At 62.4% G+C, this 13,628-nt stretch carries 11 protein-coding genes and 1 pseudogene; 3 read left to right on the forward strand and 9 right to left on the reverse strand.

Annotated elements, in window-relative coordinates; genetic code table 11:
* Window positions 1-206 precede the first annotated feature (206 nt).
* From VLK31_RS34520 to VLK31_RS34545, 6 genes are all read right to left on the reverse strand, one after another.
* Window positions 207-1,709, reverse strand: a complete 1,503-nt coding sequence (locus VLK31_RS34520) for an FAD-linked oxidase C-terminal domain-containing protein (protein WP_409173006.1) — start codon at window positions 1,707-1,709, stop codon at window positions 207-209.
* 150 nt (window positions 1,710-1,859) lie between these two features.
* On the reverse strand, window positions 1,860-2,744 hold the full coding sequence (locus tag VLK31_RS34525) for a LysR substrate-binding domain-containing protein (protein ID WP_409173007.1): 885 nt from the start codon (window positions 2,742-2,744) through the stop codon (window positions 1,860-1,862).
* A 322-nt stretch (window positions 2,745-3,066) separates the two neighbouring features.
* Complete coding sequence (locus tag VLK31_RS34530; RefSeq protein ID WP_409173008.1) at window positions 3,067-3,999, reverse strand: SMP-30/gluconolactonase/LRE family protein; 933 nt, start codon at window positions 3,997-3,999, stop codon at window positions 3,067-3,069.
* A gap of 204 nt (window positions 4,000-4,203) precedes the next feature.
* The gene (locus VLK31_RS34535; protein ID WP_409173009.1) at window positions 4,204-5,637 is read right to left on the reverse strand and encodes an ammonium transporter; all 1,434 of its coding nucleotides are present in this window, start codon (window positions 5,635-5,637) and stop codon (window positions 4,204-4,206) included.
* Window positions 5,638-5,666: 29 nt separating this feature from the next.
* Window positions 5,667-6,005, reverse strand: coding sequence for a P-II family nitrogen regulator (gene glnK / locus VLK31_RS34540; protein ID WP_007833403.1), 339 nt, complete (start codon window positions 6,003-6,005; stop codon window positions 5,667-5,669).
* A gap of 67 nt (window positions 6,006-6,072) precedes the next feature.
* Window positions 6,073-6,939: a TorF family putative porin gene (locus VLK31_RS34545; protein ID WP_409173010.1), complete on the reverse strand. Its 867-nt coding sequence runs from the start codon at window positions 6,937-6,939 to the stop codon at window positions 6,073-6,075.
* Window positions 6,940-7,154: 215 nt separating this feature from the next.
* On the opposite strand from VLK31_RS34545, the pseudogene VLK31_RS34550 reads away from it, so the two are divergent.
* The 3 genes and pseudogenes from VLK31_RS34550 to VLK31_RS34560 form a co-directional block, all read left to right on the forward strand.
* Window positions 7,155-8,297, forward strand: a pseudogene (locus VLK31_RS34550) (YifB family Mg chelatase-like AAA ATPase); the annotation flags it as partial.
* Window positions 8,298-8,865: 568 nt separating this feature from the next.
* A complete protein-coding gene (locus tag VLK31_RS34555; protein WP_409173011.1) occupies window positions 8,866-10,488 on the forward strand; it encodes an anti-phage dCTP deaminase in 1,623 nt (540 codons plus the stop codon).
* A 55-nt stretch (window positions 10,489-10,543) separates the two neighbouring features.
* On the forward strand, window positions 10,544-10,771 hold the full coding sequence (locus tag VLK31_RS34560; protein WP_409173012.1) for a hypothetical protein: 228 nt from the start codon (window positions 10,544-10,546) through the stop codon (window positions 10,769-10,771).
* Between the two features lie 491 nt (window positions 10,772-11,262).
* On the opposite strand, the gene VLK31_RS34565 is transcribed toward VLK31_RS34560, so the two are convergent.
* The 3 genes from VLK31_RS34565 to VLK31_RS34575 all read right to left on the reverse strand — a co-directional run bounded on the left by VLK31_RS34565 (window position 11,263) and on the right by VLK31_RS34575 (window position 13,527).
* Complete coding sequence (locus VLK31_RS34565) at window positions 11,263-12,966, reverse strand: phage integrase family protein (protein ID WP_409173013.1); 1,704 nt, start codon at window positions 12,964-12,966, stop codon at window positions 11,263-11,265.
* Between the two features lie 154 nt (window positions 12,967-13,120).
* Window positions 13,121-13,252: a hypothetical protein gene (locus VLK31_RS34570; RefSeq protein WP_409173014.1), complete on the reverse strand. Its 132-nt coding sequence runs from the start codon at window positions 13,250-13,252 to the stop codon at window positions 13,121-13,123.
* Window positions 13,249-13,527 carry a hypothetical protein gene (locus VLK31_RS34575; RefSeq protein ID WP_409173015.1) on the reverse strand — a complete coding sequence of 93 codons (279 nt, stop codon included), beginning with the start codon at window positions 13,525-13,527 and terminating at the stop codon, window positions 13,249-13,251. The genes VLK31_RS34570 and VLK31_RS34575 overlap by 4 nt, the downstream gene beginning before the upstream one ends.
* Window positions 13,528-13,628: the final 101 nt, after the last annotated feature.

Below are 13,628 nucleotides of genomic sequence, written 5' to 3' on the forward strand. Positions count from 1 at the left end.
TTCGCTGCGGGGAGCACCCGACGCCCTGTGCACCTGGACACGCTGCTGGTGTTCCGCTGATCAACGACTGCTCCGCATAACGCTCAGGAGGGTGGGGTGCCTTGCGCAGCGAAATAAAGGAGGAGGGGCGAAGCCCCGGGGGACATTCGCGGAGCAAGGTACCCCGCCCTCCTGAGCGCGCCCCGAATAACTTCCAGCACAGCACCTCAAAACCTAGGCAATTCAGGATGCTGCAGCTTTCCCCCCCGCACCACCTGCTTGCCGTATTCGGCGCAGCGTTGCAGCGTGGGAATCACCTTGCCCGGGTTCAACATGCCCTCGGGGTCGAAGGCGCGCTTCACGCCGAACATCTGCTCGTTCTCCGCCGCCGTGAACTGCACGCACATGCTGTTGAGCTTCTCCACGCCCACCCCGTGCTCACCCGACACCGTGCCGCCCATCGCCACACTGGTCTCCAGAATGTCCGCGCCAAAAAGTTCGCAGCGGTGCAGCTCGTCGGGGTCGTTGGCGTCGAACAGCACCAGCGGGTGCAGATTGCCGTCGCCAGCGTGGAACACGTTGCAGCAACGCAGCCTGTATTTTTTCTCCATCTCCTGAATGGCCAGAAGAATGTCGGCCAGCCGCTTGCGTGGAATGGTGGAGTCCAGACACATGTAGTCGGGGCTGATGCGGCCCGAGGCAGGGAACGCATTCTTGCGCCCGCTCCAGAACTTCATGCGCTCCTCTTCGCTGTTGCTGCACGTGATGGCCGTGGCGCCGCAGCCGCGCAGCACCGCCGTCATGCGGCCGATTTCTTCTTCCACTTCTTCAGGCGTGCCGTCGGACTCGCACAGCAGGATGGCCGCCGCGTCCAGGTCGTAGCCCGCGCGCACAAAGTCTTCCACCGCGGCGGTCATGGGCTTGTCCATCATCTCCAGGCCCGCCGGAATGATGCCCGCCGCAATCACCGCGGCCACCGCGTCACCGGCCTTTCGCACGTCGTCGAAGCTGGCCATGATGCAGCGCGCCAGCTGCGGCTTGGGCACCAGCTTGACGCTGACCTCGGTGGTCACGGCCAGCATGCCCTCGCTGCCGATCACCAGCGCGAGCAGGTCGAGCCCCGGTGCGTCGAGCGCGTCACCGCCAAACTCCACCGGCTCGCCCTCGGCCGTGAAGCCGCGCACCCGCAACACGTTGTGCAGCGTGAGACCGTACTTCAGGCAATGCACGCCACCCGAGTTCTCGGCCACGTTGCCGCCGATGGTGCAGGCGATCTGGCTCGACGGGTCGGGCGCGTAGTACAGGTTGAAGGGCGCCGCCGCCTCGCTGATGGCCAGGTTGCGCACGCCGCACTGCACCACGGCCGTGCGGCTCACCGGGTCGATCTTCAAAATACGGTTGAACTTGGCGAGCGACATGGTCACGCCCATGGTGTGCGGCATGGCACCGCCCGACAGCCCCGTGCCCGCACCGCGCGCCACCACGGGCACGCCGAGCTGGTGGCAGGTCTTGAGCACGGCGGCCACCTGCGCCTCGGTCTCGGGCAGGGCCACCACCAGCGGGCGGGCACGGTAGGCGGTGAGGCCGTCGCACTCGTAGGGGGTGGTGTCTTCGGCGTGCCAGATGAGCGCATAGGCCGGCAGGTGGGCCTGCAGCGCACGCACCACCTGGGACTGGCGCTCTGTCTTCTGTAGCGAATCTTGCTGCGTGGGGGTGAGCGGCGCATTCATGCGGCGGCCTCTTTTCTTGGGTTCGCGGGATGTCTCGCACTCTACGGACATTGCGCCCGCCGCGGGTTGAAGGATTTTTGCCGGGCGCTTGAGAGAACTTTGCGCGCCGCGTCAGCCCTCGGCTCTCAGCTCGCCCTTACCCCGTCGTGCTCACCGCAGGCTCTGTGCGAGCCAGTCGGCAAAGGCCGCGCATTCCCAGCGCTCCAGCGTGCCGGGCTGCCAGCAGATGTAGTGCCGGTGCGGCGAGGGCACGGCCTGGTCGGACAGCGCCACCAGCCGACCTGATTCGAACCACGCCGCGCCCATCTTCTGGCGCACCAGCGCCACGCCAAAGCCGCTGGCGGCGGCGTCGTACACGAGCCCCAGGTCGTTGAACTGCGAGCCGATGTTGGGCTCGGGCTGGTCGAGCCCGCAGCTTGCGAACCAGGTGCCCCACGGTTCAAGCGGGCTGCGGATGAGCCGCGCGCCGGCAATTTCGGCGGCGGTGCGAAAGCCGGTGAACGGCCCGAACTCGTTGAGGTAGCTCGGGCTGCAGGCGGGCGCCACCTGCTCTTCGAGCACGAGGCGGTGTTCGCAGTCGGCGTATGCGCCGGGGCCGTAGCGCACTTCAAGGTCGGCCTGTTCGGCGGTCACGTCGAGCAGCGGAATCGACACCTGCAGCACCAGTTCGATGTCGGGGTAGATGTTGCGAAACAGTTCCAGCCGCGGCATGAGGAACTGCCGGCTGAAGGTGGGCGTGACGGCAATGCGCAGGCGTGTGGCGCGCTGTGCCGCGTTGGCCCCCAGCGGCGTGGCCTGCAGTGCCGCAAGGCCGGTGCGCACGTTGGCGAGGTAGGCCGCGCCGTCGGCCGTGAGGCTGAAGTCACTGCGCCCGAAGAGCTTGAAGCCGATGTGCGACTCGAGTTGACGAATGCGGTGGCTCACCGCGCTGGGCGTGACGCACAACTCGTCGGCCGCGCGGCCGGCGTTGCGCAGCCTAGCGACGGCTTCGAAGGTCAGCAGGCATTGGATCGGGGGGATGTGTTGCAGGGCCATGTCAGCTTTTTTGTGGGCACTCTTGTTTCGGGGCTCAGTTGTTCAGGGCGTGTGCACAGGCCGCCGGGTACTCCCCTCCGCGAATGTCCCCCGGCCTGCGGCCTCCTCCTTTATTTCGCTGCGGGGAGCACCCGACGCCCTGTGCACCAGGGCACGCTCTGGGTGATCGCACGATCAACCAGTGCTCTGAAAACGCTCACGTCGATGGGGTGCCTTGCGCAGCGAAATAAAGGAGGAGGGGCGAAGCCCCGGGGGACATTCGCGGAGCAAGGCACCCCGTCGGCGTGAGCGTCGCCCTGAACAACGCGGCTCATCAAAACAGTCAGTCCTCAAAGAAGCTCACACCCAACCCAGGCGTCTCGACACGCATCGAAATCACCGACCCAGAAGCCGGCCGCTGTTCAATCTCCCCAGCAGGCCGCCCCTTTCGCGCACTGGTGACGAACAGCGTCTTCAGGTCGTCGCCACCAAAGCAAGGCATGGTCGGGCATTGCACCGGCACCCGAACAGAAGCCACGATCTCGCCCGAAGGGGCAAAGCGCAACAGCTGCGCGCCTTCGAACATCGCCACCCAGTAATGACCGTCTGCATCAACAGTGGCACCGTCCGGTCGACCCTGGTAACCCAGCGGCGCATCGACAGTCCAGCCTTCGTGCTTGGCCTCGAACTGGTGGAACACACGGGCACGTGACAGCGCATTGGCCTCGGCGTCCCAGTCCCACGCGCACACCACGTGCGCGGCCGTGTCGGCCCAGTACAGCGTGCGCGCGTCAGGCGAAAAGGCCAGGCCGTTGGCCGTGGTGGACTCGTTGGCCATTTGCGTGATGGTGGGCGAGACGCCCGTGTCGCCGCGCGCGTCGAAGCAATAGAGCGCGGCATTGGCCCGGTCCTTGGCCTCGTTGAGCGAACCGCCCCAGAAACGGCCGAGCGGGTCGCACTTGCCGTCGTTGAAACGCATGGTGCGCACGTCGTGCTCCACACGCGCCATCGCGACCAGCTCACCGCCCCACGTGCGCGCACGGTAGAAGCCGTCGCGCAAGGCAATCACCAGGCCGCCGCTGCGCGCGGGCGCCATGCAGCCGGGCTCGGTGGGCAACGGCCAGCGCTCGACCTTCGCCTGCGGCGAGCCGATGTCGCCGCGGGTGCGCAACACGGCCCGACCGGGAATGTCGAGCCAGTAGAGGGCGCGTTCTTTGGGGTGCCAGAACGGCGACTCGCCGAGCTCGCAAAGGCTGTCTTCGATGGTGGTCCACATGGTGTCGCGATTGTGCCCCCGGCCATCGAAACGACAGGCAAAAAAAAGCCCGCTGGCGCCGGAGCGCTCGCGGGCTGAACATCCAAAGGAGACCTCGCTGAAAAATCGTGACGAAGAATTCTTCTTTTAAATGTTGGGGGTGTCAGGCACGTTGATGGTGTTGTCGGTGACGAGGCTGCCCGAAGGCACCCTCGCCTTCACACATCAACGGTTGTATGCGGTCTCGCCGTGCGAGGAGATGTCGAGGCCTTCGCGCTCTTCTTCTTCCGACACACGCAGGCCGATGGTCAGGTCGGCGATCTTGAAGGCAATGAAGGCCACCACGCCGGACCACACGATCGTGAGCGCCACGCTCTTGATCTGGATCCACACCTGTGCGCCCATGGCGAAGGTGTCGGGCGTTGCGCCGCCGGTACCGCCCAGGCCCTTGGCCGCGAACACACCGGTCAGGATGGCACCCAGGATGCCGCCCACGCCGTGCACGCCGAACACGTCGAACGCGTCGTCCGCGCCCAGCATGCGCTTCAGGCCGCCCACACCCCACAGGCAGACCAGGCCGGCCAGCAGGCCCAGCACGATCGAACCCATCGGGCCGACGAAACCGGCGGCAGGCGTGACAGCCACGAGGCCGGCAACGGCACCGGACGCAGCGCCCAGCATCGAGGCCTTGCCCTTGTGCAGGCTTTCACCCAGGATCCACGACAGCGCCGCGGCAGCGGTGGCGAGCACCGTGTTGATGAAAGCCAGGCCGGCAACGGCGTTGGCTGCACCGGCCGAGCCGGCGTTGAAGCCGAACCAGCCAACCCACAGCAGCGAAGCGCCGACCATGGTGAGCGTGAGCGAGTGAGGCGTGAACGCTTCCTTGCCGTAGCCCACGCGCTTGCCCACCATGTAGGCACCCACGAGACCAGCCACACCGGCGTTGATGTGCACCACGGTGCCGCCGGCAAAGTCCAGCGCGCCGTCCTTGCCCAGCAGGCCGCCGCCCCACACGATGTGGGCGATCGGCACGTAGCTGAAGGTGAACCAGATCACCGAGAACAGCAGCACGGCCGAGAACTTGGCACGCTCCGCGAACGCGCCGACGATCAGCGCCACGGTAATGGCCGCGAAGGTGCCCTGGAAGGCGACGAACACGTATTCGGGAATCGTGGTCAGCGCGCCGAAGGTCTCCTGCGTGATGCCCTTCATGAAGATCTTGTCGAATCCTCCGAAGAAGTTGCCGTCACCGGAGAAGGCGATGCTGTAGCCGTAGATGGCCCACAGGATGCTGATGAGCGAGAAGATCACGAAGACCTGCATCAGCACCGACAGCATGTTCTTCGAGCGGCCAAGGCCACCGTAGAACAGCGCCAGGCCGGGGATGGTCATCAGGATCACGAGCAGCGTGGAGGTCAGCATCCAGGCGGTGTCGCCGGAGTCGATCTTCGGTGCCGGTGCCGCAGCGGGTGCCGCGGCTGCCGCTGCGGCAGGGGCCGCGTCGGCGGCAGCAGGTGCGGCTGGTGTTGCAGGAGCTGCGGCAGCAGGCGCCGAAGCGGCAGGCGCCTCGGCGGTGGCCGCGGGGGTTTGCGCAAAGGCGCCGGTGCCGGCAGCCAGCACACTCAAACCGAACGCAAGAGAGACAAGCAGTTTTTTCATAATCGTTGTTCTTTCGGGCCTGGACTCAATCAGAGGGCTTCGCGGCCGGTTTCGCCGGTACGGATGCGAACGACCTGTTCGAGGTTGTAGACAAAGATCTTGCCGTCGCCGATCTTGCCGGTGCGCGCTGCACCCTCGACGGCCTCGATCACGCGGTCGACGAGGTCGTCGGAGACGGCCGCTTCGATCTTGACCTTGGGCAGGAAGTCGACCACGTACTCGGCGCCGCGGTAGAGCTCGGTGTGCCCTTTCTGGCGGCCGAACCCCTTCACCTCGGTGACGGTGATGCCCTGCACGCCGATGGCCGACAGTGCTTCGCGCACCTCGTCGAGCTTGAACGGTTTGATGATGGCTGTGACCAGCTTCATGAGTTTTCTCCTTCGGATGGAAATGAAACGGTGCGGCAGCGTGGGCCGCACCTCGTTGTTCTGTGGCTTACAGCGTCTTCGTCAGCGTGAGGATGAAGCGCGCCTTGTTCGGCGAGTACGTCGTCTGGCCGAAGGTGCCGAAGCCGTAGTCCACGCCCGGGTTGCTCACGGCGAGGTAAGAGCTCTTCTTGTTCGCGCCCTGCACCGAGCCGGCCAGCGACAGGCCGTTGCCGAAGTCGTACGACGCGCCGACGTTGTAGTCGACATAGCTCTTGTAGCCCAGGCTGCGAATGTCGCTGGACATGTTGGTGTAGCCCACGGCTGCCTTCAGCGTGACCTTGGGCACGATTTCCTTGCTGTACGACAGGTTCAGGTAGCCGGTGTTGGTGCCCTTCAGACCCGAGCCGGCCTTGTTGCCGGCGTAGCCGAAGTAGTCCTTGGAAACGGTGTGCGAGTACTTGGCGGTGAACGAACCGAGGGTTTCGTTGGCGTAGGTGCCGGCCACGTACAGCTCGGTGGTGTTGCCCGATGAGTTGCCCGGGTAGATGTAGGTGAGCGCACCCACGTCCATGTCCAGCGGGCCGGCCTTGAATTTGTAGCCGCCGTACAGGTCCATCTCGATGCTGTTGCCCTTGAGCCAGTTGACGCTGGAGTTCCAGCTGCCCACGTAGAAACCGCTGTCGCCGAAGGCGTAGTCCAGGCCGCCCTGGATGGCGGGCTTGAAGCCCTTGGTCTTGGCGTAGTCGTTCTTGCCCAGCATGTCCTGGTCCTGGCCACGGAACTTGTAGTTCGTGGTCAGCGAGATGTTGCCTGTGAGGTTCGGAGCGGGTGCGGCCGCTGCGGCGTCCGTCGTTGCCTGTGCCAGGGCGGCGCCAGAAGCGGTCAGTGCGGTGGCCAGAACGATCAGCGCCTTTGCGGCGGTACGGTGCGTCATCGGGTAACTCCTCACAAGTGTTTAGTTGGACCTGGAGGCTCATAGCAGGGAGCGTGCCAAAGTTCACGAATACCGACGCTCCAGACGGCCGACGGAAGCTCCGTAGAGAGCCAAATCGTTACAACGGATGTTTCGTCCGGTTGCACGGGCGGCAGGGTCCGCACCACCGCGGGCATGCCCAGGATCAGTGCACCATCTTGGGGATAGGGAGCGCAATGAGTCTGTCTTTGGTGCAAAGCCGCGCTTTGCTGGGGCTGGAAGCGGCCAGTGTCACTGTGGAGGTGCATCTGGCCAACGGTTTGCCCAGCTTTGCGCTGGTGGGGCTGGTAGAAACCGAGGTCAAGGAGGCGCGCGAGCGGGTGCGCTCGGCCATCCAGAACGCGGGGCTGGAGTTTCCAAACAACAAACGCATCATCGTGAACCTCGCTCCGGCAGACCTTCCAAAGGATTCCGGCCGTTTCGACCTGCCCATTGCGCTGGGCATCCTGGCGGCCAGCGGGCAGATCGACAACGCCCGGCTGGCCGGCCACGAATTTGCCGGGGAGCTGTCGCTGTCGGGCGAGCTGCGGCCCGTTCGCGGTGCATTGGCCATGGCGCTGGCGCTGCACACGCGCGGCGTGGCCACCAGGTTGGTGCTGCCCATGGACAGTGCACAGGAGGCCGCGCTGGTGCCCGGCGCCCAGGTGTATGGCGCGCGCCACCTGCTGGACGTGGTGCGACAGTTCGTTGCCGACAGCGATGCGGCGGCGCAACTGCCCGAGCCCGCCACCGGCGACGGCTGGGCCCGCGTCGAGCCCCGGCCGGGCGCCGTGGCGCCGCGCTATGCGGACCTGTGCGACGTGAAGGGCCACGTGGGCGCCAAGCGGGCACTGGAGATCGCGGCGGCGGGCGGCCACAGCCTGCTGATGATGGGCGAGCCGGGGTCGGGCAAGTCGATGCTGGCGCAGCGCTTCGCGGGCCTGCTGCCGGCCATGAGCATCGACGAGGCACTGGAAAGCGCCGCCGTGGCCAGCCTGGGCGGGCGCTTTGCGACCGAGCGGTGGATGAGCCGGCCGACATCGGCACCGCACCACACCTCCAGTGCCGTGGCGCTGGTGGGCGGTGGCTCGCCGCCCCGGCCCGGCGAAATCTCAAGAGCGCACCACGGCGTTCTGTTTCTCGACGAGTTTCCGGAATTCGCCCGCTCCGCCCTCGAGGCGCTGCGCGAGCCGCTGGAGACCGGCACCATCACCATTTCTCGCGCCGCGCGCAGTGCCGAGTTTCCGGCGCGCTTTCAGTTGGTGGCCGCCATGAACCCCTGCCCTTGCGGCTATCTGGGCTCCGCGCTGAAGTCCTGCCGCTGCACGCCCGACCAGATGTGGGGAATCACAATAAGTGAGCTCTGATCAAATTTAGTGACCCGGCTTGATCACAGTTCGTGATCTTTTTCCAAGACTATCGCATCTCGGGTGCTTGTACGTTTCGCAGTCGGTCGACCATGCTCACGCTGCGTAGCGGTTCGCCGCTGAGCCTTCCAAAGGCCGAGTTTTGTAGCTCCGCACATCGAAGTGCCTTGCAACCGCAGGAGTATCCCGGCGCGGATCAACGAACTGTTGCCCAATGATGGCGAACGCACCATCACAACCTGCTTGGCGCTCAGCTGGGATTAAAGGTCTCGATCCCCGGGTTCTGCCTACGATGGGCCGGCCCGTCCTGACTGAGAGGCAGGCCGACGAAGAGGCTTCAGCCAAGACCGTCTCGATCAGGCCGCGCGCAGCATTCAACGCAGGCGTGCAGGAACTCACGAAAAAGCGGGCCGAGATCAACTCTACTTCCACTTCAGCTGTCTTGGTGATCACCTTTCATCCAAGGGAAATCACGCTTTAAGGTTTATGAGGATTGCGAGAGACTGTAACAAACCAATGGACACAAATGAAGGAGCTTTGCGTGTCAGCAGTTCTAAATAGCACTCACCCTCAAGAAGCAGCAAACGAGCAAGACGATGAAAGCACATTGCTTGAAAAGTTTGCGTCTCGCCAGTCCAGAGAGTTGGTCATCGCATTCGCCGGACCAATTGGCTGCGGCATCGCATCCGTTATAAATGCTACTGAAGAGATTCTTCGACAAAAGCTAGGCTACGTTGATGTTGTCTCCATAAAACTAAGCGACTTTTTAAGTCAATCAATTAGGGATGGCAATGTTCCAACACCAAACCTGGAATCCAAAATATCCACCAAATACCGCCGTTACAGAGAGCTCCAGCAAGCCGGAATGGATTTAAGAGGCGCCACTGGAAATCAAGCAATACTTGCCGAGTACGCGATCAAAAGTATCGTCGTTCACCGCGGGCAGCGCAACCCGACGGCGATGAATGATGCACGAGAGCCTGTTGTGCCAAACAGGGTCGCCTATTTGATAGATCAAGTGAAAAGACCTGAGGAAGTTGCGCTTCTCAGGGCCCTCTACAGAAATTTATTTTACGTAGTAGGCGTGACGAAAAATTATACGCAGCGAGTCGATTTTCTTGCCAATGAAGGCGTAAAAACAGATGAGATCAAGGATCTCATCGATATTGACAGAAATGAAGATGCCGACACCGGTCAAAAACTAGACAAAACTTTGCACCTTGCTGATTACTTTTTAAGAAATGATGCCGGAGTTGACAAAAGCGAAAGCATAGAGAGGTTTTTACGCCTTATTCACGGAGATAAAAGCAAAACTCCAACAGTTATTGAACAAGGCATGTATGCGGCCTACGCCGCGGGCCTTCGTTCGGCCTGCTTGTCGCGCCAAGTCGGTGCCGCGATCGGAACCAGGACAGGCGAAGTCCTTGCCACAGGCTGCAATGATGTACCGATGGCAGGTGGCGGCCTCTATCGCGCAGGGTTAGACAGTGACAATCGATGCGTCCACCTCAAAGGACAGATTTGTTTTAACGATGTTCATAAGAAGAAGCTTGTAGATGGCATCGAACTTCAAATCAATCAGTCGCTACAGCGATCGGTGAATGGCGAAGAAGCAGTCGCAATTTCGGAAGCGCGCAAGAAGGATTTGATTGAATCTATTTTTCGAAAAACTGCCATTAGAGATTTGATCGAGTTTTCACGTTCTGTTCATGCCGAGATGGACGCGATTGTGTCACTGGCGAGGGCCGGGGGTGTAGGCGTTAAGGGCACAACGCTCTACACGACAACATTTCCATGTCACAGCTGCGCTCGACACATTGTTGCCGCCGGAATTGCAGATGTTTACTACATAGAGCCGTATGAGAAAAGCCTCGCAAGCGAACTTCACTCCGATGCCATTTCTTTTGAATTTAACAACGAGCAAACGGCCAAAAACGATCGAGTTAGGTTTTTACATTTTGAAGGCATCTCGCCGCGACAGTTTTCTCAGGTTTTCCGCTCTCCAACCAGAAAAGATAAGAACGGCGTCTTCATTCCAATCGAAAATGAAACCGCAGAAAAAATTCTTCCAGAATATTTAGACGATTATCAAGTTTTCGAGAAAAAGGCAGTCGAACATTTTCAAGCAGATGTCGCCAAATTAAACTCTCAAAAAACCTCTTGACGATGTTTTTTTCTCGATATAAAATCGCGGGCACTAGTTTTCTGGAGAATGTTAAATGACGAAAACTCCAGGTAAGTCTGAGCAGTTGCCGCTTCGGTTCGAAGCAAGCGGGTTCGGGGGGCTGGCTGAGGAAGTGCGTCCCTCTAATGTGGTCGCTTTTGTCGCACGATCCACAGGGCGAGTTATCAGAGCAAGCAGACTCAGCCAGTCAACGGCACCGATTCCTAGCGAAGCGGAAATCATTCAAAAGGTGCTTACCCAGGCGAAGAAAATTGGCTGGTGAACAGGGCTCAAGTATTCGAGCTCGTGTTTGGAACGTCACCGATCTGATCGATTGCCTCGAATCTCAACCGACGCGGTTGGGTATGAACGGCCAGCGTCTGAGCCAGTTTCTGACCAATTTCGCGACGTCACAGCAGCGCTGATTGCGTTGGGCTTGCGCTTGATCTAGCGCAAGTTGTGGAATACCGTACGTGCGCCGGATTCCCCGGCTCACCAAGGAGTACTTCTCTTCACAATTCAAAAACCGCTGCCGCCGCCCGACGGCTACGACAGCTGGCTCGACTATGCCGTCGAATGCTTCAGCACACGAGACCCTTGGCTCGAAAGCCACTGGAAAACCTGGTTCGACGAAAGCGCAGTCGAGCTCGATCGGCAGGAAATTCGCGAGTCCGCGCGAATGGAACTACAAGCCCTGCGAAAGGCAGCAGGCTCACCCGATTCATAGAAGGCGCAGCCCACGCGAGTTGCTCAGGATGCCTTCCTGCGAGTTCCTCAGACGTCCCGCGCGGCAAACGCCGCACCCATCTGTCGCGCTCGTTTGACCTCGTCGCCATGCAGATAGATCGAGGTGGTCGCGATCGACGCATGACGCAGGTTATCGCGCACAGTGGTCAACTCGGCACCGCGCGCCAGCGCATGGGTCGCATGGGTGTGACGCATCCAGTGCGGACTGGCGCGACGAAGCTTTTCCGCGAGCGCGGGATTGTCCGTTTCAATGACCCCTGCGACTTGCGTGAAAAAGCGCCGCATCACGCTCCAGATCCGCGTGGCAGTGATCCCGGCGTCGTTGTCCAGGTCAAGACTACCGACGAGTGGCGTTTTCGGGTTCCATCGAGACGGCGTGGTCGGCAGCTGCCGCTGCATGAGATACCGGTCCAGCGCGGAGCGTGCCAGGGGCGGGAGGGCCACCTTGCCGATCTTGCCGCCCTTGCCCATCAAGCGGAGCCAATGATCGCCGTGAACGTCGGTCTCGAGCTGGCCGAGCCGCCCGCTGACCAACTCGCCGAGGCGCAGCCCCGTCGCGTAGGAGAAGTCCAGCACAAAGCGCAAACGCTGCGCGGCTGGTGCTTTCCAACTATGCACCCACTCAAGGCCGTCGGCCACGGCCTGCACGATCCCCCACTCCCCTTCGCTGAAGACCCGTGTGAGCGCCGATGGCGCCGTGGCTGAGGCCCCGCGAACCTTGATGCCCGCAAAAGGATTGGCGAGCACATAGCGTTGCTGAATCAGCCACCGGAACAAGGCGCCAGCCACGGACAGCGCGTAGGCAATCGAACGTGCGGAGAGAGCTCCGGCGAACGGCCGCCACTCCGGCGAGGAGCGGGCAGCGGCTGGCCCTACCCATCGCCCGCACGGCGAGGGTTGGCGCAGGAAGGCCCGGTAGGCAACAGCGTCTTCCATCGTCAGCGACGAGAGGGCCTTACGACGCTCCACGATGGCCCAGAGGATCAGACGCTCGGCCTCTTTGCGGTATGCGCGCTGGGTCGCTGTCGACTCATGCAGCGACAACCAAGCCTGCACCGCCTCATAATCGTTGCGCGCGCCAAGAATGCATGTGGCGGACGGCGCCCGAAAGGCGCCGCACGAGCCATCCACATCGCCCGGCACGCAGAGGCGCTCCAGCGGAACCACATCCTGCTGTAGCGTGACGGGCAGTAGCGCTCGGGCCTGCGCCGTCAAAGACGGATGGGCGGCAAAGAAGGCTTCGACCTGGCCGGCGCCGGTGGCGCCGAGACCGGGCACGGCGGTCCACCAGCGCCGTCGACGTGGTATGCGCACGGTCAGTTCGGCAAGCGTGCGAAATCCATGGTCGCGCATGGGGTGGGCCAAGCGGAGAGGCAACCACCGTTCGATCACATCCGTCACGAGCGGTTGCTGCGCCGAGAGACCTCGCAGTTCGTCGATCGCGGCCGTCACCGCGCGGGCGCGTTCTTGCCGTTCTGAAGCGGGATGTTGGATCAGATGCGCCAGGTCGTCACGATGGCAGCGGCGGGCGTGGCCCTCCAGCTGCCGCCTGATATCCGTCAACACGCCCCGGGAGGACCGCCCTCGTTCGATGCAATGCGGCAAGTATTGCGCGACGGCGTCGGTTGTGCTCATGCCCGCGTACCAGGCGCGCAGTGCTGCAAGCGCTGAAGCCCCGGGGAAGCTGTCCGCAGTCTCTTCCATGCCTTGCACGAGCGGGCTACTTTTCATGAATCAAGTTTATCCGTTTGAGACTGCTACTGCGATAAGAAGGATTATCTGAATAGCATTTCTACCTATGCTCTACGTGAGCCATGTGCCGATGGATGAGGCACCCTATGACGCGGTGCATTTCATGCAGACCGAAAAGATGGGGTGGTGGCGCTCACGGAAAACGGTAGTCACGGCAGAAGTGTGCAGCGCCGAAGACTTGCACGACGTGCGCCAACAGGCGCTCGGCGCCGGCGCGCATGTCGATGGGATCGGCGGCCAGCCACATTGCGTCGATGCGGATCATCGAAGCAGCTCGCACATCCAGGCCGCGCACTCGCTGGCGACGCTCGCCCGCCAGGCCACCGTGACCGTCTTCGGTCCACGCCGCAGCTCGATGCGAATGTCTGGAACATGAGCCGGCTGCACTGGTGGCGGCAAGCTGATCGGGACGAACAATGTCTTAGCTTCTTGCGCCTTGGGGGCCGCGGCGGTGGTCGCGTTGACGACGGCGGTTCCCGACTTCATCTCTGCGTCGCGAACCCATTGGCGCAGCAGATTCGCGTTGACGACTTGGGCCATCGGCACCGCCGCCGCCGCCGCCGCCGGCGTGTGCCGGCTTATTGATCGGGGATAGTGCTCACGTGTCGACCAAGAGTTGTTGATGGGGACTAGGCTCCTAT

This window comes from Variovorax sp. H27-G14 (assembly GCF_046156345.1).
Taxonomy (GTDB): Bacteria; Pseudomonadota; Gammaproteobacteria; order Burkholderiales; family Burkholderiaceae_C; genus Variovorax.